Here is a 24,726-nt window from a genome sequence, read left to right as displayed (position 1 = left end):
AATATTCATCACCATCGCCTCTATTTTTTAACGCGTTTCTTTAGTATCAGTGGATTTGCGAACTGTTTGCCTGGCTCACGGGCACTACAACTAAATGCATGATCGATCCAATCAATAGTTTTTAGAGACTCACCTTGTTGATGTGTAATAAAATACTGGATATCAGTAACCTGCAGAAGTTGACCAATCTCATTCCCTCTTTCATCATCTACACGTGCTTTAGGCTCATCTAAAAACATAATGGGTGCAGAACGGCCATTTTTGTTATCATTTAAAGCAGCCAGCAGAATCATTAAGCTAGTACTAGCCTTTTGACCAGAGCTAAGATCTGGCCCGTCGACTGGAACAGGCTCCTTACCATCATACCCAATGAACAGATGAATTTCCCACGTTTCCGGTTCAGGGGTGATCTCAATTAATTTCCCTTTGGCAGATGCTTTTAGTAAATCTGCTAAACTCTCAAACTCAGAAATATAATCTTTCATAATATCTTTTATATGACCTCGGAATTGAAATAGTAAATCGTTACATGTACGCTCCAGCTCAATTCTGTCTTCTTTCAGTTTGTTGAGACTTTGCACAAGTAAGCCCACTTGTCCATCTTGTGCTTCCACTAATCGGACAATTTCTTCACTTACTGAGGGGTCATATAACTTATTTTTTTCCTGAAGTAGTGTGTTTAATATTTGCTGTAATTCTTTAGAGGTAAACACGTTACCATGGGGATCTCTGAAACCACTACCTTTTATTTCATATGATATAAACTCTATATCATCACTGCTTAAACCCTTGGCTTCAACTGCTATACGAGCCTTCTCCAAGCTATCAGTTAGAGAGTCTAATTGGTTTAATAATTCAATATGTTGTATAGAAGCTTCTTTTATTGTCTGTTCTGCATGAGTTTTTCTTAATGTAAATTCCTTCCGCGTTTCTCTGGCTTCATGCCCCTTAGCAGTGTTGTCTTCTTTATTCTGTTTAGCAAGAGCTTTACTCTTTATTGCTTCGTTAATATGAAACAATAAATCATTAACTTTGACCGTTAAACTAAAATGTGAATCCTCTAGGGCTGATAATTCACTTAATGCCTTTTGATTTGCTATATCCTCTTTTAATTCCTCCAATTCTCTTTCCTTAATATTGATGCCTGCTTTATATTTACTTATAATACTTTCTTGCTGAAGTAATAATTCTTTGGTAATTTTTTTTTCTTCCTCAATAGCTAATCTTCCACAACATAAATTGTGATATTTTAAATAGATAGCACCATCATTATCCTGAAGTAGACCTTGGATCGTTATACTTTGAATTCCTCTGGATTGAAGCAAATGACCTTCCTCTACAGTTTCAACAAGATATACATGATTTAATTGATTCAAATATCCTTCTACTTGTTTTTGATGCGTAATATTTATGGCGGAACGAATACTTGGAAAAGAAACATCTTTCCGTTTCGAAACTTCCCCCGCGTTTTTTGGCAAAGATACTCGTGAACCATAACGAGCTTGCTGCTGTAATTTTTTCACATTCAGATAGTTAGTCTCATCCACAATAATACGATAACGGTTGTTACCAATAAATGCCTCGATTGCTTTTTGCCACTTCCTCATTTCTGGTCTCACACTAATAGCATCAGAAAGCATAATGAATGGAATTTGATTATTCTCAAGAATCCCTCTAAATTCTTTCACATCACTTTTATAGGGGAGTAAATTATTTTCCAAATCAGCCATTGTTCTCTTTAATTTTTCCAAATGACTATGTGATTGGGAGTATTCTAACTTTTTAAGATCCAACTCACTTGTGAGCATATCTTTCATTTGAGTTAAATAATCAATACTTTGGGGGCTAATGAGTGTAAGCTCATTAATTTGTTTGGCTAGTCTAACGATTTCTACCTCATCCAAACTTTTTTTGCTTGTAAGCTCAGTGATTTCGGAATTTGCTTTTTCTTCGTTATTATCAAAAACCTTATATTCTTTATCTAAATTTTCAATTTCTTTATGCTTGTCCACAATTTTGACCGATAATTCATTCACTACATCCGACTCAAATTTTATCTGTCTTTCAACTTTATTAATTTTTTCCTTAACAGAATTCAGTATTTCCTGGCATTCGAAATATTCGATTTTTTTCAACTTAGTCTCTGTTAATTTCGCCTCCAACTCTTTCGATTGATAGAGACGAAATTTTTGCGCCCTCTGTTTAGTTTCTTCAAACCGAACCTTTGCCTGCTCCATCTCTTTCTCTGCCCGTTCAATACTTATCTCCTGATCACTTAATCTTTGCTTACTCTCGTCATAACGTTTTTTATAATCTTTTGTTCCCTTTAGATCAAATAGTAACTGAAAAAGTGTGTATGGAGTTGAATTAACAACTTCACGCACAGTATCTGGACTCATTGCCATTAAGTTGCGGAATTCCTTGGTTATACCAAGACATTGTTCTAAAATTTGAAGATACTGAGTTACACTAAGAGAAGCTTCACTATACGATTTAGAGTTTGAATGTAAATCTGGTAAATCATAAAATTCACCATCCATTAGGTAGTATTCTCTTGACCACGATCCTTGTTCAGTTTTAAAAATTCTGCAACACGCAGTAACCTCATCTTTGAATTTTCTATATTGTTCAAATGGACGACTACCGTTAACGGGGATATTATAAAATGCAACCCTAACAACCGACCAATTACTATCTTTATGAACATAATAAGAAAAAGTCCGTTTACTCTCATAGTGACTTGCACCTAACATTAACCGAAGTCCATCCCATATTGTTGTTTTCCCATGGCCTGACTGTCCAATAAAAGCATTGACTTTTTCGTGAACCTTGTACGGTTCCTTAGTTCTAGGAAGATAGCCCCAGTAAACAGTAGAGAAATTTTTAATCATTCTTGTTCCTCCTCCGTGTTCGAACTCTCTTCCTTTATTCTTTGGACCGGATTTAAGTTTGCAGTTATTCCTTGGATTGCATATTCACATATATCCATGAGTATCTCACTATGTAACATATAAATGGCAGGTCCAACAGTAATCTTTGACTTTCCTTTATCGAAGAGGATGTAGTGATATTTTTTTAATGACATAAGCAAAGCTTCAATTGTCTTACGCGGGTTCTTTCTTCCCTGTTGAAACTTAGCACCATAGTTATATAAAAGTTCATCAACTGTCAAAAAAAGTTCATTTTCAGGGTCTACATGACGCAGTTCCTTAGGGAGAACCAGCTTGGCATAAATTACTGTGAGCAACGCCATATGTCTTCTATCCAAGTCTTTAATCCTCTTATAAAAATAATCGAATGATGAAGAATCATACTCCTTCTTCAGTCTTATTACATACCAATCGGTTCCTGGTGGATTAAGAAGATCATATCCCATTAGAGAAAGATAGGTCTGTACATCTCTAAATAGTTTGATATCTCTTTCAATTGTACCTATTTCTTTTTTAGAAACCCAACCATAATGAAACATTGAGCATATTCTCTGAGCTTCGGGATTTATTGTTACCTCATTAATAGAATCTATGTTATTCCCTCCTAACATAACACTCTGTCACAATTTTCACAGGTCCTTGTAGTAATTCCTTATAACCATCGATTACATTGAGCCCAAATATCTCTCTTTTCTCACTTTCTTGATCCTCATCCAGTTCTCGCGTCAATTTGAGAAGTTGCCCTGTCCTATACATTGCTTGGCCGAAACTATCTATATCTTGATAGAGAATATCTTCCATTGGCACTTCATCTTTTAACTTCATTTTTAGGACAACCTCCTGATAGAAAACTTCCATAGGATTCTGAATTCGATCTAAACTGACTTCTTCTTCAATAATATCCACCGGTTCTGGAGAAGGTGTTGCTATAATTTCCTCTTTTTCATTTTCAAAAAATGCCTTTGTTTTGCTACTTATATTTTCTTCCCTTAATTGATACGTATGTTTTGGAGCGGAGAAGTTCATTTCAGAGAAACTTGATAAAATTTCTATAGGTGCTTCAAAGAGCGCTGCTTCTATCATTTCCGGAGAAATAAACTCGCCTAAACCTTTTTGACTCTCTCTTTGGAATTGAATAGCCATAGATAAAATTTGAGTCGTCAATTGGAGGATATTACTTGTTAAATCAAAAAATTCATCGTATTTTAACCTGCCAAAAATATCTCGATTGGTATTAAGCGCTTTTTGCGTTTCAGTAATCACTTTTATGATTGCATTAGTATGACTGCCTATTTCTAAAATTTCTCTCCGAGAGTTTTTTTGAATTACCCGTTCAAGATATCCCTTCCATACTGAAAGTTCTCGAAACCCCATATTTTTAATGGACTCTGTATGAGCCTCATTCATATTAAATTCGTCAGCAAAATCAGCTAGTATAATAGTTGTTTTAATTTGTTCTTCCATAGAGAGTTTTTCCTTGGCAAACGATAAGAATATAGATGTCAAAAAGGATCTTATTTTACCTGGCACCTCGTAATCAAACCCATCAAAAACTATCCATCCTTTTTCTTGAAGCTCTTTTATTACTCTATCCCTAGTCTTCTTACTTAAATATCCCAAATAATTTTGAGCCTCATCAAGTGAAAAACGTCCCGCTTCACTGGCCAATGTTTTAGCTCCTGCTATAATTAGCGTTATCATCTGAGAGTCCCGTAATTTAAAAATCTCAAAAATTCTTAAATGATTTTCAATACTTTTAACCATAACGATATCTTTATGTGATAAGTCATAGTCACTTCTGACCTTTTCAGAATGGTGTTCCTCGCTAGTACTCCCTTGGTACTCACCTTCCGCATCAATATTATTGTTTTTTGTTGAAAATCCCCCCATTAAAGAAACACCTCCTTTATCTTTTTTCTTATAAAAATTATTGTAGCAATGCAGTCATTTAATCCTCAAACAATCGACAATAAATAAGTTCTTATTTTTTATAAGAGTCTAAATTTTACAAACCCGGAATGTTAACGATTAGCCAACAAGATTTTAGGTTCTCAAGGTTTTCTACCCGAATTCGCTATCCCGATATGGCTCGGTCAGACCAAGTAGCAGCTTCGGCTTCCTGTCTTAAACCATACCACCAGCAACTCTCACTTCATACTGATTTCCAAAGTCACATTACTGACTGTTTTATTCCGATTGATAATAATAAACAATTGAGCCCTCAACTACTTCATCAGGCGATGCCTCTTTTCCCAAACATATCCCAACATTCTTTTTACCCGCAATCGAATGATTGATCTGAGAAGAAACAACATTATATACCTGCTCTTTCCCATCCGCTGTTTTAATCATGACCTGCTCACCAATCATCTCTTGAATGGTCGAAGGAAGAAGATCATCCAACTCTTCGTTTGCCCCCATCACAATGGTTCCATATTCAGGTGTATCAAAGACCATACCTACGCCAAACAGCATTTTTGTTTCCATTCTCTGACCTCCTTATCTCTGATCTATGAATAGTTCGCCTTTGACATCTCGTACTCGAAGATCGGCGTTATGAAGTCTAACGATGGCATCTCTCAATAAAGCATATCGTTCAATAGAATTGAGTTCAGGCGCGAATCTTGCTGCTCGAATGCTTGCTTGAGCTTCATCAAGAGCATAGTTTCTTTTCACAACCTCGGGAGGAAGATCATAAAGCGTAAACGATCTACCTGCGATAGTAGCCTCATAGTGTCCAACAATCTCGTGAGCAAGTGTGGCATTCATAGATATGCGAGTATTCGCACTCAATGTTCCTACGCCTGGGGCTGCCGCTGGGAGAACATCTGTGTTAATGATCAGCCGATTATACATCATACCTGTATTCCATGTGTCGTAATAACCGGGTTGCGCAATTAAGATGTTTTCTTCAGGAAAGTCTAGTTTATTCAAATAACGCTTTATCTCGATCTTTTGATTATCCGTAAGTGGTAACTCATTACGTTGTCCATTACTTAAAATCTGCCTGAGATCGACTGCACCATCGTATTTGACTGGGGCATCGATGTGCAGCTTAGGTTTGAAAACAGAACTTACCCCTAGCACCATGCCTCCTGTACCAAGCATACTTGCCCAATGTTCACTTGACCACGCATTCGTGGGCATGACAGCTTCCCTAATCGTTCCGTGAGCACCAAATGTCAGCCAGTTCAGCGTGTCTTGTGGCGAATCGAAAGCTTTGTCAGCTCGATCAACATATCCATTGACAAGTCCACTCGGAATGCCAAATGTCCAGTAGTCCAAAAATCCGCCTACACTATCATATCTCTTCTGGTATCGGTTTTCTGCGGATTGCACAAATGCTTGCCCTAACTCTTTTAGACTATCTACAGACTTTTCAAATGCATTACGAGTATCTACAGCTTCCTGTGGGCCACAAGCATTAGGTGGTGGAGGTAAACAGCTCTGATCCTTTGCTTCTTTCAACGCATCCGCTTGCAAAAACCGTTCTCCGTGGTTATGTAAAACCGTCGATATTGAATTCATTAATATGGTAACTTCCGTCATAACAATCCGGGAATGTTTGAAATCACTGTAAAATCGTTCTCTTGTACTTCCATCCCATTTGGCTTCAATATCACTTATGCTTCGTAGCAAACCTTCATTTATCTGTTGAAAAGCAGTACATGCTGTAGAAAACTGTTTACTTACTTCGAAAAGTTGATCAGGTGTAACCATAATTCTCGTCATAGAACACCTCACATAGGTTAAAGATTTTTATCTTTTCGACGACAGGGAATATTTGGATTTTACCTTTAGTTTATTGCTACTGTCAACGATATGTACTACAACCTTTCATCACTTGATCAAAGTTGCAGCTCCTGGTTCTGATACACTTTCTTCGTTATCATGTTTGTATATTTCAATCTCGTGATTTCGATCAGTTCATTTGGCTGCATCATATTTAGAATATGATTATCTTTTATTAATATTTTACGATCACCTCGTCCCAATCCTTTGACTATAATAATACTTTTATCCTTCTTCACATCTACGATCCGACCATTCGTTACGAATTGCTCTTGGTTCTTGAGATCAAGGTAGGTTAGCAGTCCAAGTATACAAAATATAATAAAACAAGAAATGTACAATCCAGTTGTCCATGCAGGGGGATGATTCACGAAGTAGTTTTTGACAATTAATTGCACGCCAATGATAAAAATAAATAATATGATGAAGCCAAATTGCATTTTCAATTTCTTTTTAGCTCTTTCGCTCATAGGCTCTCCCCTTCTAAATCTTTCGCTCCATATCCGTTCAATGTCTCACTCTCATTAATGGATCTTTGCGGAGATAAATCACAAAGTCTGGATTCGAAGTATGATACACAACGTTACCAGGCTCTACTTGAAAAACTCTTTATTTGCATCTTGTTCGGATACGGTACGAATCGGTGCAACTTCATCCACAACTTTTTTGTTATCTTCCTCATGAAACTGAAGGATAGAAACTAAAACAAATTGGTCAGGGAATAGCTCTCTTACTTCCTGCCACTTCATGTGCTATACCTCCTATTATTTGTATTTTTGAAACTTACTATCATTTTATCATATACACCTAAATTCAAATATCATTTCTGAATCTTAACATTACATTCGATACAAAGATGAAGGCGATACACCTTCACTTAATTTAAACACCATATTCGCTTGGAAGGAGGTCGGACTTTCTTTAAAAACAACTCATGGTGAAAAGATAATCATTTGCCTTAAATGATATGATGTAATTATATTAGGAAATGTTTGGTTAGAAAACGTTTTAAAAGTATATTATTTAAAGGAGTGTTCGTATGAAAGAATTATTTACGTCTTTTTTCTTTTCTTCTGATTATTGATATTTTAAGTGTTCAAGTAGCAGGGGCTACTGATCTTTGCATAATCGAAGCATATAATGCTTGGCTTCAACTACTTATTCAAAGGAGATATGATGTATAGAAAACTAATAATTATTTCTTGTCTGATAGAAGTTTCTTTTTTACTTTTTTTACAATATCGTTACAATAATATTTTAGATCTTTTTTCTTTCATTGGAGTGTTAGTTTTTTTCATGGTGCTGAGTTATTTCTTAAAAGTTCAACTAAGTAAAAAACGTAAAGAAATAGTACTTTTTATACAAACACTCTTTTTGATATTTATTCCAATTCATGCGATCACTACACTTCCTCAATACACGTATGAACGTGCGGTAGATAAGGTCACTCAGAACTTAGAAGAGCCTTATGTGGTTAATAAGCAAAAGAATACGTTAATTGAAGATGAATCTAATGAAATTAAAAAAGGTTATATGTTCTCAGTGGAAAAAAATTCAGAAGTAACTTCATTCGTTTTTGATCCATGGACTGGGAATTATCATGAAGTGCAAGATTGAGATAAGCTTAGCTATTCGGTTAAAATGATGTAGATTCTGCTATCATGTTAAAATTTACTTTTAAGAATCGGTTCGCCGATTCTTTTTTTCTTGCAGATTCTTAGGCTTCCGATCATGCATACCTGCGAATATAAGACCCAGGACGAATTACCGCGCAACATGAGTGTGATATTTAGTGATGTTCCCCCGAATAATCAGGAAACTTGATTTCCCAAGTCCATACATCCAGTGGGCTTTGAATACTGAATACGTAGTGTGATACTAGATGCAAGCAAACGAATCTTCGTTTAAAACAAAAAAGGCCTTTCTTCATCCCATAGGGAATCCGACGACCTTCCAATACCATTGAACCTAATTACTTTTCAAAAATAGAACGCTTGCTGTAAGCGGGCTAGTGCTAGTAACTCTCCTACCCCAACAACGCTTTTTCCACCTGATCCACAATCCCATTGATCCCCATCGGCCCATAACAACCAATCCACGTCGCCGCATCCACCGAATGCACTCGCTGTCGCTGCTCTTCTCCCCCACCGAGCATTCCCAATACCCGCTCCTCTGTTGCTGATATCCCATCCTGCATAAACTCATTACTCAGCAAAAAGTAGTGACTTGCCTGCACTGCGGGTAATCTCTCAACCGAAATATGATAGGCCGTATCCGAGGTGTCTGCGACAAACAGTGGAACAGGCAGACCCAGATCACTGTACAGCACAGCACCTGTGCGATGAGCGGAGGAATGCACACGAACGAGCGAATCCAGCGGGCGGATTAGAGCCACACTTTTGCCTGCCAATACTGTAGCTATTTCCTCAGCCAGCAAAGCCGTTCTGCGAAGATAGTCGGCATTAATCTGCTTGGCCTCTGCTCGCTTGCCTGTCAGTTCACCGAACAGACTAAGGATCGTCTGCCAGTTTTCGTTACGTTTGAACATTAGCACTGGAGCGGTCGCACTTAATCGTTCAAGATACTGTTCATGCACCTCGGTGCAGATAATCAGATCCGGTGCAAGTCGTTCTACCGCAGGCAGATCTGGATATTCATATGTACCTAGTAAATCGGTGTCCTTGAGTCCTGCCTGAAGGGGTTGAGGAAAAGATAACACGCTGCTTCCAAGTCCGACACTCCCTACCGGAGACAAGCCCAGCGCCAGCAAATGATCTGCATATTGCACATCAAGGACAGCGATACGCTGCGGTATTTCGGTGACGGTGTATTCGCCTTGCATATGACAGATGACCGGGCCTTGGGCTGATTCATAGGATGAAGCTGTGCGATTTTGCAGCAAAGTCTTCGCATAGTCTGCATCCGTTCTCGAAGCAGCGGCATGCCGATAATGCAGCGGTGGAACACCAACATATTTTTTAAACGCTCTGCTGAAATAATACATATCCCGATAGCCCAACTTGTCTGCAATTTCACCGATCGAAGCATCTGTATGACGCAGCATACGTGAGGCACTTTCCATACGCAGCTGAATGACGTACTCCATTGGTCCGAGCTGCTTTTCTTGTTTGAAACGACGCTGTAGCTGTCGTACGCTACAACCCGCAAGGGCAGCCAGCTCTTTCAGCTCCAGGTTCTGACGATAGTGCGACGCAATATAGGAAGCGACCACATCCACCATATCGGACTCCGCGCCCCCCTGACCACGTTCATACGCCATGATTAGCTCATAGATCATGCCCTGGAGCAAAGCGTTGGTATAAAATCGTTCCAGTCCTTCGCCACGGCGCCATTTGGCTACTATTTTTTCCGCATTCTCGATCCATTCCGCGTGGGCTGCCGAGTTCTGCACAAAGGATCTGCGCAGCGGATGTTTGCGATACGAAGGCACAACAAGAGAGGCTCCCTCCATGGAAGAAGCCTTGTATTTGATCACTATATAATGAATGTCCTCTGATCTGGCCGTCAACGTGTAGGATGATCCCTTCACCGCATGACAGGCAAAAGAAGCTCCAATGTGGCAACCCTCGCCATCCATTGCAAGCTCCCCTTCCCCTCCGTATGCCAGCAGCAGCACATTAGAAGTTACATTGGTTTCGTGTAAAACGCTGCCTGTCTGCAAAGTACCGCTATATCCGTCAAGCATCTTGATTGCTGTATCACTCCAACCACTTGTCTGTTCCTGCAGCGGCATTTCTCTCATCTCCTGACAATAACATAGGTATAATCATTACTGTTGTCATTGTAGTTGAGATTCTTTCTCATTGTCAATTTTCGGACTCGGCACGGCTCTTCGTCACAGAGATCATCCCAAAGAGTGGTTCAGGCACGATGAGAAAAACAAATATACAGTTGTTAGACGAAACTTAAATAATGTTGATCATAATCTCGTTAATCCATAGAAGTATCCAATCATTTAATAGGTTTCATACATTTTTAACTTGTCTGTATAAGAATCACATGTATAATAGTGGTAATTGTAAGAAAGCTAATACATATGGGAAAATTAGAAATTAAAGAATTGATTTCTAATTCAGAGAAACCGGCTAAATTTAATGTCTTGGTGCTGAAAATGGATATGGTATTTATTGTGGTTTTAAGAGAGGAGGAATTCATGCCATGGTTTTAGATATAAATGGCTATACGTTAAGAATCAAAAATAAACTCTTGCTTGATCACGCACATTTACATTTTCAACCAGGTGGTGTCAATCATATTGTTGGGAAGAACGGTGTGGGGAAATCCAGACTGGCGAAAGATTTTATTCTAAATAAGAGCGGTTTTTTCCCGAAACACTTGTCCTCAAACCTAACCGTAATCTCAAGTTATTCTAATATACCTGAAGATATTTCCGCCAAATTGCTTTTTAAGATATTAATTAAAAGATATGATCGGATGATGTTGGATCAGCTTAGTGATTTATTGAATATTGAAAATATACCCTCCAACATTCTCATAAAAAATCTAAGTGATGGACAGAAACAGAAGCTTAAGCTGGTATCATTTCTTTTAGAAAATAAGCAACTGATCATACTCGACGAGATCACTAATTCTCTAGATAAAACAACAGTCAATGAGATTCACCAATTTCTTAACATTTATAGCAGACAGCATCCAAACAAAATCATATTGAACATCACTCACAATTTATCAGATCTCAAAAACATTGAGGGAAGATACTTCCTCTTTCAAGACAAAAAGCTAGTGCAATACGAAAACAAAGATCAACTAATAAAAATATATATTGAGGAATAGTGACTATGATTGAATTTGCAAAAAGCCTATTTAATAAAGTATTTATGTTCCTGGCACTTATTTTTGTGTTGTCGTTCTTAATCGGTTGGTTCCTTCCTATTGGTCTTGATAAAGTTACATCCCTAAGTTATCGAGAGTATCTCTTCAGTACCTATACTGTCTTTACTCAATTTGGATTTTTAATGTTCTCGTTTATCATTGCTTTCTTCGTGAATAAGGAATATTCGAATAAAACCATTCTGTTTTATAGGCTGTTATCCTATGACAGTCTTAAATTCTTCTTGAATAAATTTGCCGTACTATTTATTGAATCACTTATTTTAATCACAATATTCCTTTCCGTTGTATCTATGGTGTACCAGGATTTTAGTCTGTTTTTGCTCATGGTATTTTTGTTGACGTCTGTAGTCACACAATACATTCTTATCATTGGAACGATCAGTTTGCTTTCTTCTAATATCTTGATGAGTATTGGTTTAAGTATTTTATACTGGATATTGAGTGTCGTTTTAGTAGCCAGTTCAGATAAATTAACATATGTTGCTGTTTTCGACGCTTCAAATTACCTTTATAGGCACATCAACCAAGTGTTTGCACAAGGAAACAATTTCATTTCTTTAAGCAATGTATTAACGGTTATTGTGTATAATCTTATCTTATTTTTAGTGAGTGTTCTGATCGGCAAACTGATGAACAAACGTTGGTTAAAGCTTGGAATTGACTAAAAAGTTGATGTACACGTTGGAATTTGGGGCAATCTGATAGGAACTTTTTTTACACAATTATGTGGATTGTCCCCTCTATAACAGGCAAAAGAAGCTCCAATGTGGCATCCCTCGCCATCCATTGCAAGCTCCCCTTCCCCTCCTTATGCCAGTAGCAGCACATTAGAAGTTACATTTGTTTCGTGCAAACGCTGCTCTTGCCGGGCATTTCTCTCATCTCCTGACAATCGCGTAGGTATAATCATTGCTGTTGTCATTGTAGTTGAGATTCTTTCTCATTGTCAATTTTCGGACATTTGAGGCAATATTCCCCTGACATCTGGTACCAGAAACAGCAGGTGAGCCGATCACTTTTGGCAACATGCACATCGTTCTTACACTCGGTAAAACGGGTTAACGGATTCTTCCTCTCACCAAACACTTGCCCGGACGCTACCTGCGTCAGATAGGCGAAGTCCTCTCGAATGATCTTACGTTCCTGCTCCGTCTCACCTTCATCAGGAGCGAATAGTCGCCCGATCCGCACCATGATATTCTCCCAGAGAATACTCATCGAAAGGGGTGCAATCGAAGCAAGTGTCTTTAACAGAGGTGTAAGCTGTACTGCAAACATCTCCTGGACCGCCTTTTCCCGCCAAACGTGTCTATCTCCAGTCCATTCTTCAGCCCGAAGCTCGTTCACCGCTAGAAAAGGAAATCGTGTACCCTCCTCATGTTCTTCGAGCTTCGGATGATAGAGAAAGCTGTTCTCCAGCTGAAAGGTTACATGCTGATGATGAAATGTCATCGCCGTCACGAGCGGAGTCGTCCATAGATAGCCAAGTCGCTTGGCTAACATGGAAGCGGCAACCTTCATGTCTGGTGCATCGATATAATGTTGAAACCAGCGGATATACTCTCGGCACGCCTCTTCGTCATGCAGCTCACTCAGCGCAATGCTACGGACACTATGTTCAGGCGGCTCGCCAAGCAAAATCGAATGATCCTCCACCGTCTCTTTCCATGCGTCTGTTGAGAGATATCGGCTCATATTAGTTCGATCCTAGCAGGGCTTCCGATGCCTGATCTACAATCAGGTTAATCGCAAGCGGTCCGTAGTATGCGATCCATAGTGTAGAGTTTACATCATACGTGCGGTTATTTTTCACAGCATCCAGAGACTTCCATACCGGATTATTCACCATCGCCTCAGCTTCTGCGGCAAACAGTTCATCCGACAGTACAAAGTAACGATCCGCCCCAATTTCAGGCACTTTCTCCATCGAAATCTCTACGGAAGTATCATCCTTGATGCCTTCAACAAGTGCAGGCATTTTCAAGCCCAGGTCATTATACAGAATGCCACCTGTACGGTGCTCGATGCCATGAACACGGATACCTTCTTTACGCGGACGAATCAATGCTACTGTCTCATCACCCAGCTTCTCAGCCAGTTTTGTTTTCATTCCTGCCACTTTCTCTTCATACGCTGTACGTACTTTCTCTGCCTCGTCTTGCTTGTCCGTAATCTTAGCTACTGTAGCTAACGTATCACGCCAGTCTTCGTAGAAATCGAGTACCAGGGTAGGTGCAATTTTGCTTACACTCTCGTACTGCTTTTCTTGGAAGTCGGTCATGATGATCAGATCCGGGTCGAGTGCAACAATCGCTTCCAGGTTAGGCTCGTCCCGTGTACCCAGAACTTCAACGCCACTTGCCTGATCACCTAAGTATTCTGGAAAATCAGTGTTTCCTCCAGCGATAACACTACCTGCTGGCTTTTCGCCAACCGCTAACATTTGATCCAAAAACTTAACATCCAGCACGGCCACTTTCTTCGGTTTTTCGTTTAGAGTGATGTCACCCTTCATACCCTTGATCGTTACTGGAAAAGCGCCGTCGGTCTTCGTCTCTGTACTCGCAGGTGTATCCGAAGGCGTTGCCGCGGATTGTTTACCGCTATCTGTACCTGTTCCGGCACCGCACGCCGTCAGGACTAGAATCAGGGCCAACATCAAGCCCATAAGTAATCGTGATTTGTGAGCAAAATAGCCTTTGCTTCCGGCAGCTTGCCCGTTTGTTCCTTGTTTCATTTGTAAATCCCCCTTATGTATACTAGTGATAATGATTTTCATTATCGAAACATAAAGAGAGTATAAACGATCTGTGTATCGTGTTACCATGTACTTTTGCGACATTTCAGTCGGACTAATGCGACATCACACTTGATATTTCACCTACACCTACACCTATCCACTATCCGCCTTTTAATTTCTCAGCAATGTAAGCCTGAAGACGGTAAATGTCTGCAAGAAGTTCTTCTTCCTCCGGCGTATTGCCATACTCCCCCAGCCAGCGCGGTGTACGGAACTGCCAATCCTCTGTCAGGTATTGCTTTTCATCGCGATACTCCCTAATATGTCCCAGAAAATATTCTAGAGAGCCGAAGGATTGCTTTCCTTGATCGTTAATGATGGATTGTGCGTTCTCAATGATAGTATGTAACATTTGCTCAATATGCTCTTCTGGATTCATAGTGGATCTCCTCCAAAGGAATATTTTTAAGGATTCATATCCAGATTTCGTTCAAGCATTGCTCCTATACGTTCAGCCATTACGGAAGGTGGGAGAGGTCTTTCATGCGTAAACCACCATTCGACGACCCCAATGATCGCTCCCCCCACATACTGAACCTCCACAATCTGGTCTTTCATTAATTCGGTGTTCATAACAGCTGGTTCGCTCTCGTTCCCGTTCTGTAATTCATGAATAAAAAAGTCCAGAAACTGCTTACGAAAAAAAGAACTGCCTTTACTCGCCAGCAATGCGTAGAAAAATAAAAAATGCTTCTCAAAATACTCAAACCACACGAATACCATGTTGTTATAACCCGTGTCCATCTCCGTAGATTCACAGATTTCACGCAAATTCTCAATATGCTCTGTGATGAGTTTATTCAGAAGATCGAATTTATCTGTGTAATGAAGATAGATCGTTCTGCGGCTGATATCCGCTTTTTCTGAAATGTCCTGGATCGTAATATGATCAAAATCTTTGTTCATCATCAGTTCAATAACCGCCGTTTTGATCGCTTCTTGCGATTTGCGTATCCTTCGATCCACCTTGACCACTTCACATCACCCTTTTTCTTCATGGTTAATACGCACTTTCAAACCATCTGTGCACAATTGCACGCAATCCAGCTTTTTAGCCATTGTAAGATTTTTATTTACGTATACCATTATACATAGTTAATAAATAATACACTACTGTGCATTAATTCACAGTGAGGAATGGAGTTTAACCATATGAAAATCGCAGTCATTGGGGCTACCGGAGGAACAGGAAAAAAAGTGATTGAACGCGCACTTGGATTAGGGCATGAAGTTATTGCCGTTGCTCGTCGTCCCGAAGCCATTGCTCCAATAGAAGGACTTACTGTTAGAAAAGGGGATGTGTTCGATTTACCTGTTATGATTCAGGCCATTTCCGGGGCAGAAGCTGTCATTAGTTGTATAGGCCCTCCACTCAATGTATCATCCACCTCCGCCAAGAAGGGCTTGGGTAATCTCAGTGCCGGTTTAAGTACAATGAAGGCTAATTTCTCACCAGGTACGGTCATGTCTGTGGGAATTCCAAATATTATTTCGGCCTGTCAGCATACAGGGGTTAAACGTATGGTGATGCAGAGCGGCATTAATTTGAGCGATGGTAGAGAACTTTCTTATGTCAGCCGTCTCGCCGTTCATCTGATGCGCCGTATTTTTTGGAAGGCCATTCAAGATAAACATATCGCGGAACAAGCGCTCATCCAAAGTGATCTCGAATGGGTCATCATGCGTGCATCCGTGCTTCAGTATGCGGAAGGGAACTTGGAATATACGGCTGGCCCACTCACTCGCATCAATCCAATTGCTGCACTTCCTTTTGCAGATTGTGCTGACGGGCTAGTACGCGCGGCAGTCAGCCAGCCCGATTGGATCGGAAAAATTGTGAATATAGGGAGATAGGTCGTTCGGATTGGAGGTTCGTTCAACTTCTTATATAATCAATGTAGGCCTTTGTTTAAAGCCAAAAAATCGATGCCCCAATAATAATTGAGACATCGATTCATAGCATCTAACTAGGAGGTGAATCATGAGTATGCGACTAAATAGGAAGTATATCACTATAGTGTTCACCGTTGCCATTATTGCTTTTCCTATAATCATTGGATTCTTTATGTTGAACAAGGTTGTCGATCCGGAAGAGATAATGGTCACGAAAACTACAGTTTCTCCTGAGATTATTACGATACAAGGTGGATTCGGAGACAGCATCAGCAAATATCACGGCTACAACATCTCACATCAAGATCATTCACTATTCATTCAGATCAAAGGCAGTAAACTTCCGATTAGAGGTCATAAGGACTTCAACATCTCGTTCACTAACACATATGGGAATATTGATGAAATCTACTTAGTAGGGCAGGACAACGCTAAAAGAAAGATTTGGCCCCAGCCCTGACTTTCATCTGAAGCCATATTCAACCCTTCCGGGTCACTTCCTATTCAATTCCAATCCTTATCTATCATAGAATCATAGACTTAACGGACTTAGACATAACGGATGCCTGCCTTCCCGTTGCTCTGACCACCGCATTTCCTATTACTGCACCTGCTTTTCGACCCACTCTTGCTTGATTCTGCGAATCTGGTTGAGATGGTTCTGCACATGAGCGACAAAACCCGGAATGATCGCAGCTAGAGATACTGTCTCGCCTTTGAAGTTAATGCCGGTTTTCTCCCATTCTTCATCGCTTAGCCGTTCCAGTAGTCCTGAATTGTACTGCACCAGACCATTAGCAATCGTAATCAGCTGAGAGATCTGCTCCTCATTTGCTTTTTGTCCAGCAACCCATGCATCCTGGTTAAAACCAGGCAGCGTCGCCGGTGATCCCGCTAATATTTCCCGGATACGAAAGGATACGACGATACTGTGATCCACCAGATGTGCCAGCACTTCCGTAACACTCCAGGAGGATGGAGAAGACTTCCATCTCAACTGCTGCTCGGTCAGACCCGTAATCTCCTGTTCAATCTCTTCATAAGCGTGTACATATGCCGATATGATTGATTCTGTCTTCACTGCTGTGTTTCCCATGGTTACCGCTCTCCGATCTATATAAGTTTAACTACAATGCGGATGATAGGAATTGCTGTGCTTACACCAGTTCTCCTGTAAATGCTTCTTTCAGCAATTGGAATGAACGTGCCCGTTGTTCAAAATTAGGAATAATCGTTGTAAACACAAAGCTGTTCACGCCGTATTCCTCAGACAGCTCGAGCAACCGCTTCCGCACCGTTTCCTTGGTCCCGCGTGTAATGTCCGCTTCGCGCTCCACCACCGTATACGTTTCTCCTGCCTGTCTTGCGAATTCTGCTGCCTGCTCCAACGTCTGCACATTCACGGTTTTACCGCTCGCCAGCGTGGCACGCACCGTTTTGTGCTGTCCCGCCAGCGCATTCGCCTCTTCTTCCGTATCTGCAGCAATGACCGACAAAGCTAGAATGGCTTCGGGCTCTCTGCCATGTTCCGTGTTAAACTGCGTGCGATACGTATCCAGTGCGGTCCGTGCCGTTTCGGGATCACTGTTGATAAACAGCGCAAACGCATACGGTAGTCCCTGCTTGGCTGCCAGTTCCGCACTGGAAACACTCGTGCCCAGCATATAAATACGTGCCGGCTGCCCTGGTAACGGATGAGCTGTCAGTCCTGGCTGTGCATGGGTTTCACCTGCCGGAGCATTCAGGAAGTTTCTCAGTTCTACCAGTTTGTCATCCAGTGTTTCCGGCTCGGCGATTCCCTTTTGTAGCGCCTTTGTGGAACGCGGCAAGCCGCCCGGGGCACGCCCGATCCCAAGTTCAACCCGTCCCGAAGCCAGTGTGGCAAGCACATTGAAACTTTCGGCCACCTTATATGGGCTATAATGCTGGAGCATCACACCACCGGAGCCAATCCGGATTTTTTGAGTCTGAGCAAGCAAATACGACACGAGCACTTCTGGCGATGATCCGGCAACACCTTCCGAGTCATGATGCTCTGCTACCCAAAATCGGTCATATCCAAGTGATTCTGCAAGCTTCGCCAGTTCTACGGTATTTTTCAACGCCTCCTCAGCCGACTGGCCCGGGAATATAATGCTTTGATCCAAAATCCCTAATGTAAATGACATATCTCTTCCCCCTTGGATATTCCTTAATCATGGTTCTAATCCCGTGTTCTTATATGGAGTACGCACTATCCGGCGTAATGCGTTTGAGAAACTGCTTCGTCCGTTCTTCCTTCGGATAGCGGAACAGCTGCTTCGGCTCTCCTTCTTCCACAATGACCCCGCCATCCATAAAGACAACATGGTTCGCCACTTCCTGGGCAAAACCCATCTCGTGAGTCACGATGATCATTGTGATGCCTTCCTCTGCAATCTGGCGAATAACCGCCAGCACTTCGCCTACAAGTTCCGGGTCCAGCGCGGAGGTCGGTTCGTCAAACAGAATCACCTCAGGGTTCATCGCCAGCGCCCGGGCGATCCCGACACGTTGTTGTTGTCCACCTGAAAGCTGGCTGGGGTATGAATCGAGCTTGTTCCCGAGACCAACCTTTTCAAGCAAAGCGACACTCCGTGTCCGCGCTTCCTCTTTAGCCACTTTGCGAACAGCGACAAGTCCTTCCATTACATTTTGCAGAGCAGTTTTGTGGCGGAACAGATTATATTGCTGGAATACCATCGCTGATTTTTGGCGTAAGGCATGGATGTCTTTTTTTGCGTGCTTGCCGTAATCCAAGGTAAAGTCCCCGAGTGTGATATGTCCGGAATCCGGTTTTTCCAAATAGTTCATACAGCGCAGAAGCGTTGTTTTGCCTGACCCACTAGGTCCCAAAATCGCAACAACCTCTCCGCGCGCCACATTCAGATTAATTCCTGACAGCACCTTATTGTCTCCGAAGCTTTTGTATATTTGCTTTAGTTCAATCATGACACGCCTCCCCGGTTGTACGACCTGAACCGCTTCTCTGCCACTGCGGTCAGTCTTTCAATTATGATGGTCAGACCCCAGAAAATGAGGGCTGCCGCCACATATGCCTCAAAAAATTTCCAGTTGGTCGATGCGACAATCTGCGCCTTGGCATTAATTTCGACCACCGATACCGCAAATGCCAGTGTAGATCCATGTAACATGCCAATCAGCATGTTAGAAATGTTGGGTAGACTGGCTGCAAAAGCCTGCGGCAAAACAATTCTGCGCAGCGCCTTCGTCGCTGTCATGCCCAGAGAATAAGCGGCTTCAATCTGCCCGCGATCCACCGCGAGTAAGCCCGATCTGACAATCTCTGACGCATAAGCACCCGCGGTAATCGAGAAGGACAGGTAAGCAAAGCCGATCAATGGAATGGACGATGAGTTGAACCCAAGTCCGAGTGATGAAGACACGCTGTCAATGATCATCGGCAGACCGAAATAGATCAGAAGCAGATGTGTGATCATGGGTGTACCGCGAATAAACGTAACATAGGCAGTCGCCAGCTGGCTTAGTAAAGGAACCCGAAACTGGCGGAGAAGCGCCACCACTGTGCCAATGATAAACCCGAGGACTACCGAGACCACCGTGATGGCCAGTGTAATCGGGATGACACCGAGAAGCTGCACGAAAGCGGTCCCTACAAAGGAAAGATCAAAGCTCATATCGGAGCAACCCCCCTCTTCTGCACTCTCCGCTCAAGCACACCGAACACCCTCTCCAGCACAAAACTCAAAACAAAATAAATGAGCGCCAGCGAGATATACGCTTCAATAAAATGACGAGAGATCGTTGCCAGTGTAGACGATTTGCCCGTCATCTCCATGACACCCACACTGAAAGCAAGGGATGTATCCTTCAGGCTGCCAATCACCATATTGGCGAATATAGGCAATGCCGTCACATAGGCCTGCGGCAATACAATCCGGAAGAAAGCTTGCGGGCCAGACATGCCCATGGCATAAGCAGCTTCGACCTGTCCCCGATCCACGGAAGCGACGGAAGCCCGAATCATCTCCACCATAAACGCTCCGCTATGGAGCGAGTAAGTCATAATGACAAAGTAGATGGCAGGTGCGCGGTTCGCATTAATCCCGAACAGACCCAAAATTTCCGGCACACCGTAATAGAACAAAAACAGTTGAATCAAAATTGGTGTTCCGCGAAAAAAGGACACATACAGCTTAGACAGCTGTTTCAGCACCGGAATATTGTACATCTGCGGCAGTGCCGCGATGGAACTGATGATTAGACCGAGCACCATTGCACTAACTACGATGAGAAGCGTAGTACTGATGGTGGGTAAGAGCTTTACAAAGTAGTCGATGACATAACTGAATTCAAATGGTGCACCCATCGTTGCGACCTGCCTTTCTTGTACGTGTTATTTCGTTTCCGATTGCGTAGCATCAAAGCCAAGCCACTGCTCACTCAGTTTCTTCAATGTACCGTCTGCCTTGATTTCCTTGAGTGCTTCATCGATACGATCCGCAAGTTTCTGTTCTTCAGAATCATCCTTACGGAACATAAACAGGGTATCCGATTCACTGAGTGGTGGACCCACCAGTTTCAGCTCGCCGCTCGGATCAATAAGTGGAAGCGTAAAGTCCGCTGCTACAAATGCCGCAACCCGTCCAGCCTTGAGCTGTGCGATGGAATCGTTGGCCACACCGCTTGAATACACAATATCTAGTGCATTGTTATTCTGCTTGTTGTAATTTTCCAGCAAGATGGCCTGGGCACTGGTTGCTGTCGTTAACACTTTTTTGCCTTTCAGATCATCAATGGAATGAATGGTATTGTCATCTTTGAGAACCGCGATTTTGTTCTTCCAGTGGGAATATGCTTCTTTATTGAATAGATATTTCTGTTCGCGCTCCGGGTTTTTCTCCATCTGATGCGCGACCATGTCAATTTTGTTCGTTTCGAGGCTGAGCAACAAGTTCGTGAACTCCATCGTCTGCAGGTCGAACTCGTAATCATCAAGCCGTTTATCAATTTCTCTGACGAGTTCTACATCGTATCCCGTCAGCTTGTTATTTTCGTCAATAAAAGCGACATTCGGAAATTGCGTGCCTGTTCCCACAATAATCTTGGTTGGTTCTTTCGCTCCGTCAGCTCCAGATGTTGTCTTCGTATCTCCCCCGGTACTGCATCCTGTGAGCGCCAATACGATTGCAGTTGTAAGTGTTAGAACAGACCATTTTTTCATGTTTTTCTCCCCCGTTATGTGTGCGATTATTTTAAACCACTAATTCTTACATGTTAACTAGGAATTAATTGATCTAAAAATAGCATTCCAACAGGAACACCGTCAACGGGTTTACTTATAGAACAATTCTATATATAAATAAAATATTCAATGGGTGCGATTACACCATACCTTAGCAGGACCGCAAGTGCCCACTTGCGATAATATAGACGACTTCTACATTAAACCTGATTCATTATCGTTATCTAACGTGATCTCGGAGAAACAAGCAAAAAACCTAACGAAGAATCGTTAGGTTCAAGATGTCCAACACCCTTATGAAAGTATAACTAGCCGCCCCTTCTCCTTCACTTATCTTCTATATAAGTTGGACTAAAGATGTTTACACGGAGCACTCCGACGACAGAATAACCTTCCCATCGCTGTTATCCCCGGATTTTTTTGATTCCCTTTTCTTCAACTTATATAGTTATCTTCGACTTAACTTCTTAAATGCCGAGTACTCTTGCCCGGAGTTCATATAACTTAGTATTTTTTCCGCATTTAAAAAGATAATGAGTCCTCGTTCCATATGGTTCACCCTTATCTATTAGATTGGTGTTGCCTAGCTGAGCCCTTCTCCCTTTAAGATATCCTTTGAAAATTGATCCACAGCGAGCCAGGTAGACACATCTTCTTCTACATACTTCTTCCAAGCGATTACAACATGAATTTCACATATTTCATCGGATTCCATCTGTGACATGGGCACACTAATCCCTTTTCCAGAACTCAGGATGTACCCCTGTGCTTCAACATCAATACCTTCACCATAGGATTTCGGAATCCGATCTCCTTGGTTTCTCCTCATCATTAACAGCGTTCCGTCTTGTGTACCGATATGTAACTGATACGTTTGATTTTTATATTCAATCGCTTCGAGTCCTTCTCCAGTATCCGATCCACAGCTTGTCCAGTTATATCCCTCTTTCCACGAGGCTGTGAAGCTACACTCATCAATCCGTTGCCCACTCTTCGGTTGGATTCGAAATACAGCTCCCCAGCATTCATCTACTGCCTGATCGCAAGCAAGTTCTACATCCACTCTACAAATTGCGAGTTCGCAGTCCCATGAATCGTAGTCATACTTATACAACCACCCACCACTGTTGAGCTTGGCGCAATCTGTTGCAAGATAGGATTGGTTGGAGACCGAAAGTAAGAATTCCACGGTGCCCAGAGGTGTACATATAGATGGCATCGCAGGCATCGCCTGTTGAACGATGGTTTCTTTTCCATGAAAAAGCTTCATGATTCTCTTTCCTTCCTAATATATTGTTGAAAATACACCCTGAACACATCATAGATCTCCTGCATTTCCATGATCTCGTTCCGAAACGTATCCCGAATCTCTTCACTTTGTTTGTGCTCAAGCTCCACATCGAACTCTTCAGCCTCGTATTTATTTAATAATTCATAGAAATATTCGCACTCCACTTTCACTGCCTGGTAAAGATCAGCATACTGTCCGGAAGCGAGCAGAAAGCTGGCCCAGGATATTTCTCTTCGATCGTACTTCATATACAAACAAGCGATGTAATGATCGTATAATGAGTTAAGATATTCATCGACGAAAGGTTCGGAGTGAATATATCTGTTAACGATTCCAATCGCGTCACCTTGATATTTCACTGTTGCTAATTCAATGATCCAGTATGGTGGCTTCTCATATTCCAGAATAATGTCATCACAAAAGAGTTGAAAGTGTTTGTACCAGATTAATTTACTCTCAAGCATGATCCCCAGCTTACAAGCAAACTCTTTGGTAGGTTCAATCTTCATAAATATATACTCCTTCTATACGCTCTAGTAGGATCAACGCTTGCCAATGAATAATGTCGTCTTAGTCCAATGAAGATTATACCCATAACGGTACAGCTCAAAGTATGGATACAGGCAGTTTTCTACTTCCTGCAAACCTTCATAACGGGGCCATTGCAAGTAATACGCTACCCAATAATCACAAGCAATAGAATAATAGGCTTCGCTTAGGATTTCAATCGCTTCATCGTAGTCACTGCGTGAGCTAAGGAGGTCTCCGAGAGCTTCGTAAACTGCCTCGCTATCTTCTTCGTCCGTGCCTTGGATGGCTCTTTGCTCTAACTTGCCAAGTTCACCCTGCGGTAACACAACCACTTCCTTCACACTGGCCAGATCTTGTAATGCTTCCTGAGCGATATCCGCTGATTCGTCATCTTCTGGCACAATGGAGAACAGAGTTTTCAAGCCTGCAATTAGCTCCTGACCCAGTTTTCGCAACGTTTCTTCGGGAGCAACCTCATGTCCACCATTGAAATACCCTGGCACATATTCACCGGTGAAGTCGCCAGGATTCAACATCTCATAGATTGGACGTATTCGGTCCAGAAAACGCTCACCGCCTGGAATCGGCTCAAACACTCGGTCAATACCCTCTCCCGATGGCATAAACCATTGAAAGAAGCCGTAAAGATGGTCTGCGTCAACCTGCTGATCCATCCATATTCTCTCCCCTCATTTTTAAGCAGCCCTACCACTCTCTTCATTCTTCCGTAATATCTTCATTCTCCTTAATGTGCGAACCAGCCAATCTAGCCGCCTGCCATCGGAATCATCTCCTATTCTTCCCACAGTCTAGTGACTTTCTCTAATCTCATCCCGTCAAATTGCAATTGATAGATATCCGGTTTCTTCATCTGATTGATAAAGTCCACTCCGTACGTTGGATCAAAGGCATTTATCATTAACGTCATGACATGTCCGTGTGTGCCGATCGCTACTTTTTTCCCAGAATACTCTTTTAAAATCTGTTTCAAACCGCTCACAGCTCTATGCTGGCACACCTTGTTAGACTCGCCTCCGGGCAATGCATACTCAGGGTCAGCAAACATTCTTTCCGTAATCGCGCTAAAATCCTCATCCTCAACAGCCTCATCTGAAAAATGCCTTTCTCGCAGATCCTCCATGAGCTGAATATCTAGCCCCAAAGCCGTTGCCAGCCCTTCCAAAGTTAGAACAGCTCTCGCATACGGACTTGAAATGATGGTATGTATCCCTTCTTCCTTTAATATCTCTGTTACTTTAGCTGCATTCTCCCTGCCCTTCAAGGTAAGTCCTCTTGTTCTTTCCGTTCCTTCATTGTATGGCGACTCGGCATGCCTAACCATATAAATGATCGTTTTCATAAAAAAACT

26 protein-coding genes and 1 pseudogene are annotated in these 24,726 nt (G+C 41.8%); 5 read left to right on the top strand and 22 right to left on the bottom strand.

Annotated features, from left to right (window positions below; genetic code table 11):
* Positions 1-20: 20 nt before the first annotated feature.
* The 7 genes and pseudogenes from ACT89M_RS08055 to ACT89M_RS08025 all read right to left on the bottom strand — a co-directional run bounded on the left by ACT89M_RS08055 (position 21) and on the right by ACT89M_RS08025 (position 7,471).
* On the bottom strand, positions 21-2,891 hold the full coding sequence (locus ACT89M_RS08055) for a hypothetical protein (protein ID WP_487345180.1): 2,871 nt from the start codon (positions 2,889-2,891) through the stop codon (positions 21-23).
* Positions 2,888-3,541 carry a hypothetical protein gene (locus ACT89M_RS08050; protein ID WP_487345179.1) on the bottom strand — a complete coding sequence of 218 codons (654 nt, stop codon included), beginning with the start codon at positions 3,539-3,541 and terminating at the stop codon, positions 2,888-2,890. The genes ACT89M_RS08055 and ACT89M_RS08050 overlap by 4 nt, the downstream gene beginning before the upstream one ends.
* Entirely contained in the window at positions 3,525-4,820 is a 1,296-nt protein-coding gene (locus ACT89M_RS08045; RefSeq protein ID WP_487345178.1) for a hypothetical protein, read from the bottom strand. Before ACT89M_RS08045 ends, ACT89M_RS08050 begins: the two co-directional genes overlap by 17 nt.
* A gap of 297 nt (positions 4,821-5,117) precedes the next feature.
* Positions 5,118-5,417, bottom strand: coding sequence for a hypothetical protein (locus ACT89M_RS08040; protein ID WP_487345177.1), 300 nt, complete (start codon positions 5,415-5,417; stop codon positions 5,118-5,120).
* Positions 5,418-5,429: 12 nt separating this feature from the next.
* A complete protein-coding gene (locus tag ACT89M_RS08035) occupies positions 5,430-6,662 on the bottom strand; it encodes a WXG100 family type VII secretion target (protein ID WP_487345176.1) in 1,233 nt (410 codons plus the stop codon).
* Positions 6,663-6,778: 116 nt separating this feature from the next.
* A complete protein-coding gene (locus ACT89M_RS08030; RefSeq protein WP_487345175.1) occupies positions 6,779-7,192 on the bottom strand; it encodes a hypothetical protein in 414 nt (137 codons plus the stop codon).
* Between the two features lie 37 nt (positions 7,193-7,229).
* Positions 7,230-7,471: pseudogene (locus tag ACT89M_RS08025) on the bottom strand (hypothetical protein).
* A gap of 424 nt (positions 7,472-7,895) precedes the next feature.
* On the opposite strand from ACT89M_RS08025, the gene ACT89M_RS08020 reads away from it, so the two are divergent.
* On the top strand, positions 7,896-8,339 hold the full coding sequence (locus tag ACT89M_RS08020; RefSeq protein ID WP_487345174.1) for a hypothetical protein: 444 nt from the start codon (positions 7,896-7,898) through the stop codon (positions 8,337-8,339).
* Between the two features lie 409 nt (positions 8,340-8,748).
* Here ACT89M_RS08020 and ACT89M_RS08015 read toward each other — a convergent pair whose 3' ends face one another.
* Entirely contained in the window at positions 8,749-10,476 is a 1,728-nt protein-coding gene (locus tag ACT89M_RS08015) for a helix-turn-helix domain-containing protein (RefSeq protein ID WP_487345173.1), read from the bottom strand.
* A gap of 425 nt (positions 10,477-10,901) precedes the next feature.
* Between ACT89M_RS08015 and ACT89M_RS08010 the strand changes: the two genes are divergently transcribed.
* Both ACT89M_RS08010 and ACT89M_RS08005 read left to right on the top strand, forming a co-directional pair.
* Complete coding sequence (locus ACT89M_RS08010) at positions 10,902-11,537, top strand: ATP-binding cassette domain-containing protein (RefSeq protein ID WP_487345172.1); 636 nt, start codon at positions 10,902-10,904, stop codon at positions 11,535-11,537.
* Positions 11,538-11,542: 5 nt separating this feature from the next.
* Positions 11,543-12,262: a peptide ABC transporter permease gene (locus ACT89M_RS08005; RefSeq protein ID WP_253496107.1), complete on the top strand. Its 720-nt coding sequence runs from the start codon at positions 11,543-11,545 to the stop codon at positions 12,260-12,262.
* A gap of 253 nt (positions 12,263-12,515) precedes the next feature.
* Here the strand turns inward: ACT89M_RS08005 and ACT89M_RS08000 are convergent, their stop codons facing one another.
* The 4 genes from ACT89M_RS08000 to ACT89M_RS07985 form a co-directional block, all read right to left on the bottom strand.
* Positions 12,516-13,292: a ferric iron reductase gene (locus ACT89M_RS08000; RefSeq protein WP_487345171.1), complete on the bottom strand. Its 777-nt coding sequence runs from the start codon at positions 13,290-13,292 to the stop codon at positions 12,516-12,518.
* 1 nt (position 13,293) lies between these two features.
* Positions 13,294-14,334 carry an ABC transporter substrate-binding protein gene (locus ACT89M_RS07995; protein ID WP_090921891.1) on the bottom strand — a complete coding sequence of 347 codons (1,041 nt, stop codon included), beginning with the start codon at positions 14,332-14,334 and terminating at the stop codon, positions 13,294-13,296.
* Between the two features lie 163 nt (positions 14,335-14,497).
* The gene (locus ACT89M_RS07990; RefSeq protein WP_090921889.1) at positions 14,498-14,776 is read right to left on the bottom strand and encodes a hypothetical protein; all 279 of its coding nucleotides are present in this window, start codon (positions 14,774-14,776) and stop codon (positions 14,498-14,500) included.
* Positions 14,777-14,802: 26 nt separating this feature from the next.
* The gene (locus ACT89M_RS07985) at positions 14,803-15,363 is read right to left on the bottom strand and encodes a TetR/AcrR family transcriptional regulator (protein WP_487345170.1); all 561 of its coding nucleotides are present in this window, start codon (positions 15,361-15,363) and stop codon (positions 14,803-14,805) included.
* 186 nt (positions 15,364-15,549) lie between these two features.
* On the opposite strand from ACT89M_RS07985, the gene ACT89M_RS07980 reads away from it, so the two are divergent.
* Positions 15,550-16,251, top strand: coding sequence for an NAD(P)-dependent oxidoreductase (locus ACT89M_RS07980; RefSeq protein ID WP_487345169.1), 702 nt, complete (start codon positions 15,550-15,552; stop codon positions 16,249-16,251).
* 127 nt (positions 16,252-16,378) lie between these two features.
* The gene (locus ACT89M_RS07975; protein WP_487345168.1) at positions 16,379-16,750 is read left to right on the top strand and encodes a hypothetical protein; all 372 of its coding nucleotides are present in this window, start codon (positions 16,379-16,381) and stop codon (positions 16,748-16,750) included.
* A 141-nt stretch (positions 16,751-16,891) separates the two neighbouring features.
* Here ACT89M_RS07975 and ACT89M_RS07970 read toward each other — a convergent pair whose 3' ends face one another.
* From ACT89M_RS07970 to ACT89M_RS07925, 10 genes are all read right to left on the bottom strand, one after another.
* Positions 16,892-17,386: a DinB family protein gene (locus ACT89M_RS07970; RefSeq protein WP_154887208.1), complete on the bottom strand. Its 495-nt coding sequence runs from the start codon at positions 17,384-17,386 to the stop codon at positions 16,892-16,894.
* A 61-nt stretch (positions 17,387-17,447) separates the two neighbouring features.
* The gene (locus ACT89M_RS07965) at positions 17,448-18,458 is read right to left on the bottom strand and encodes an MsnO8 family LLM class oxidoreductase (RefSeq protein ID WP_154887210.1); all 1,011 of its coding nucleotides are present in this window, start codon (positions 18,456-18,458) and stop codon (positions 17,448-17,450) included.
* Positions 18,459-18,507: 49 nt separating this feature from the next.
* Entirely contained in the window at positions 18,508-19,260 is a 753-nt protein-coding gene (locus ACT89M_RS07960) for an ATP-binding cassette domain-containing protein (RefSeq protein WP_154887212.1), read from the bottom strand.
* Entirely contained in the window at positions 19,257-19,967 is a 711-nt protein-coding gene (locus tag ACT89M_RS07955) for an ABC transporter permease subunit (protein ID WP_154887214.1), read from the bottom strand. The genes ACT89M_RS07960 and ACT89M_RS07955 overlap by 4 nt, the downstream gene beginning before the upstream one ends.
* Complete coding sequence (locus ACT89M_RS07950; protein WP_154887216.1) at positions 19,964-20,659, bottom strand: ABC transporter permease subunit; 696 nt, start codon at positions 20,657-20,659, stop codon at positions 19,964-19,966. The genes ACT89M_RS07955 and ACT89M_RS07950 overlap by 4 nt, the downstream gene beginning before the upstream one ends.
* 27 nt (positions 20,660-20,686) lie before the next feature.
* Positions 20,687-21,514 (bottom strand): transporter substrate-binding domain-containing protein, encoded by an 828-nt coding sequence (locus ACT89M_RS07945; protein WP_154887219.1) that lies wholly within the window; start codon positions 21,512-21,514, stop codon positions 20,687-20,689.
* Between the two features lie 604 nt (positions 21,515-22,118).
* Positions 22,119-22,805 (bottom strand): hypothetical protein, encoded by a 687-nt coding sequence (locus tag ACT89M_RS07940; protein WP_308722212.1) that lies wholly within the window; start codon positions 22,803-22,805, stop codon positions 22,119-22,121.
* The gene (locus ACT89M_RS07935; RefSeq protein ID WP_253496126.1) at positions 22,802-23,335 is read right to left on the bottom strand and encodes a hypothetical protein; all 534 of its coding nucleotides are present in this window, start codon (positions 23,333-23,335) and stop codon (positions 22,802-22,804) included. The genes ACT89M_RS07940 and ACT89M_RS07935 overlap by 4 nt, the downstream gene beginning before the upstream one ends.
* 33 nt (positions 23,336-23,368) lie before the next feature.
* On the bottom strand, positions 23,369-24,031 hold the full coding sequence (locus tag ACT89M_RS07930) for a hypothetical protein (protein WP_308722213.1): 663 nt from the start codon (positions 24,029-24,031) through the stop codon (positions 23,369-23,371).
* A gap of 119 nt (positions 24,032-24,150) precedes the next feature.
* The gene (locus tag ACT89M_RS07925) at positions 24,151-24,717 is read right to left on the bottom strand and encodes a histidine phosphatase family protein (RefSeq protein ID WP_154887227.1); all 567 of its coding nucleotides are present in this window, start codon (positions 24,715-24,717) and stop codon (positions 24,151-24,153) included.
* Positions 24,718-24,726: the final 9 nt, after the last annotated feature.

The sequence above is a fragment of the Paenibacillus sp. NN59 genome (genome assembly GCF_057597225.1).
Note: the sequence above shows the minus strand (reverse complement) of the source record. Positions and strands in the feature narration are given on the sequence as shown.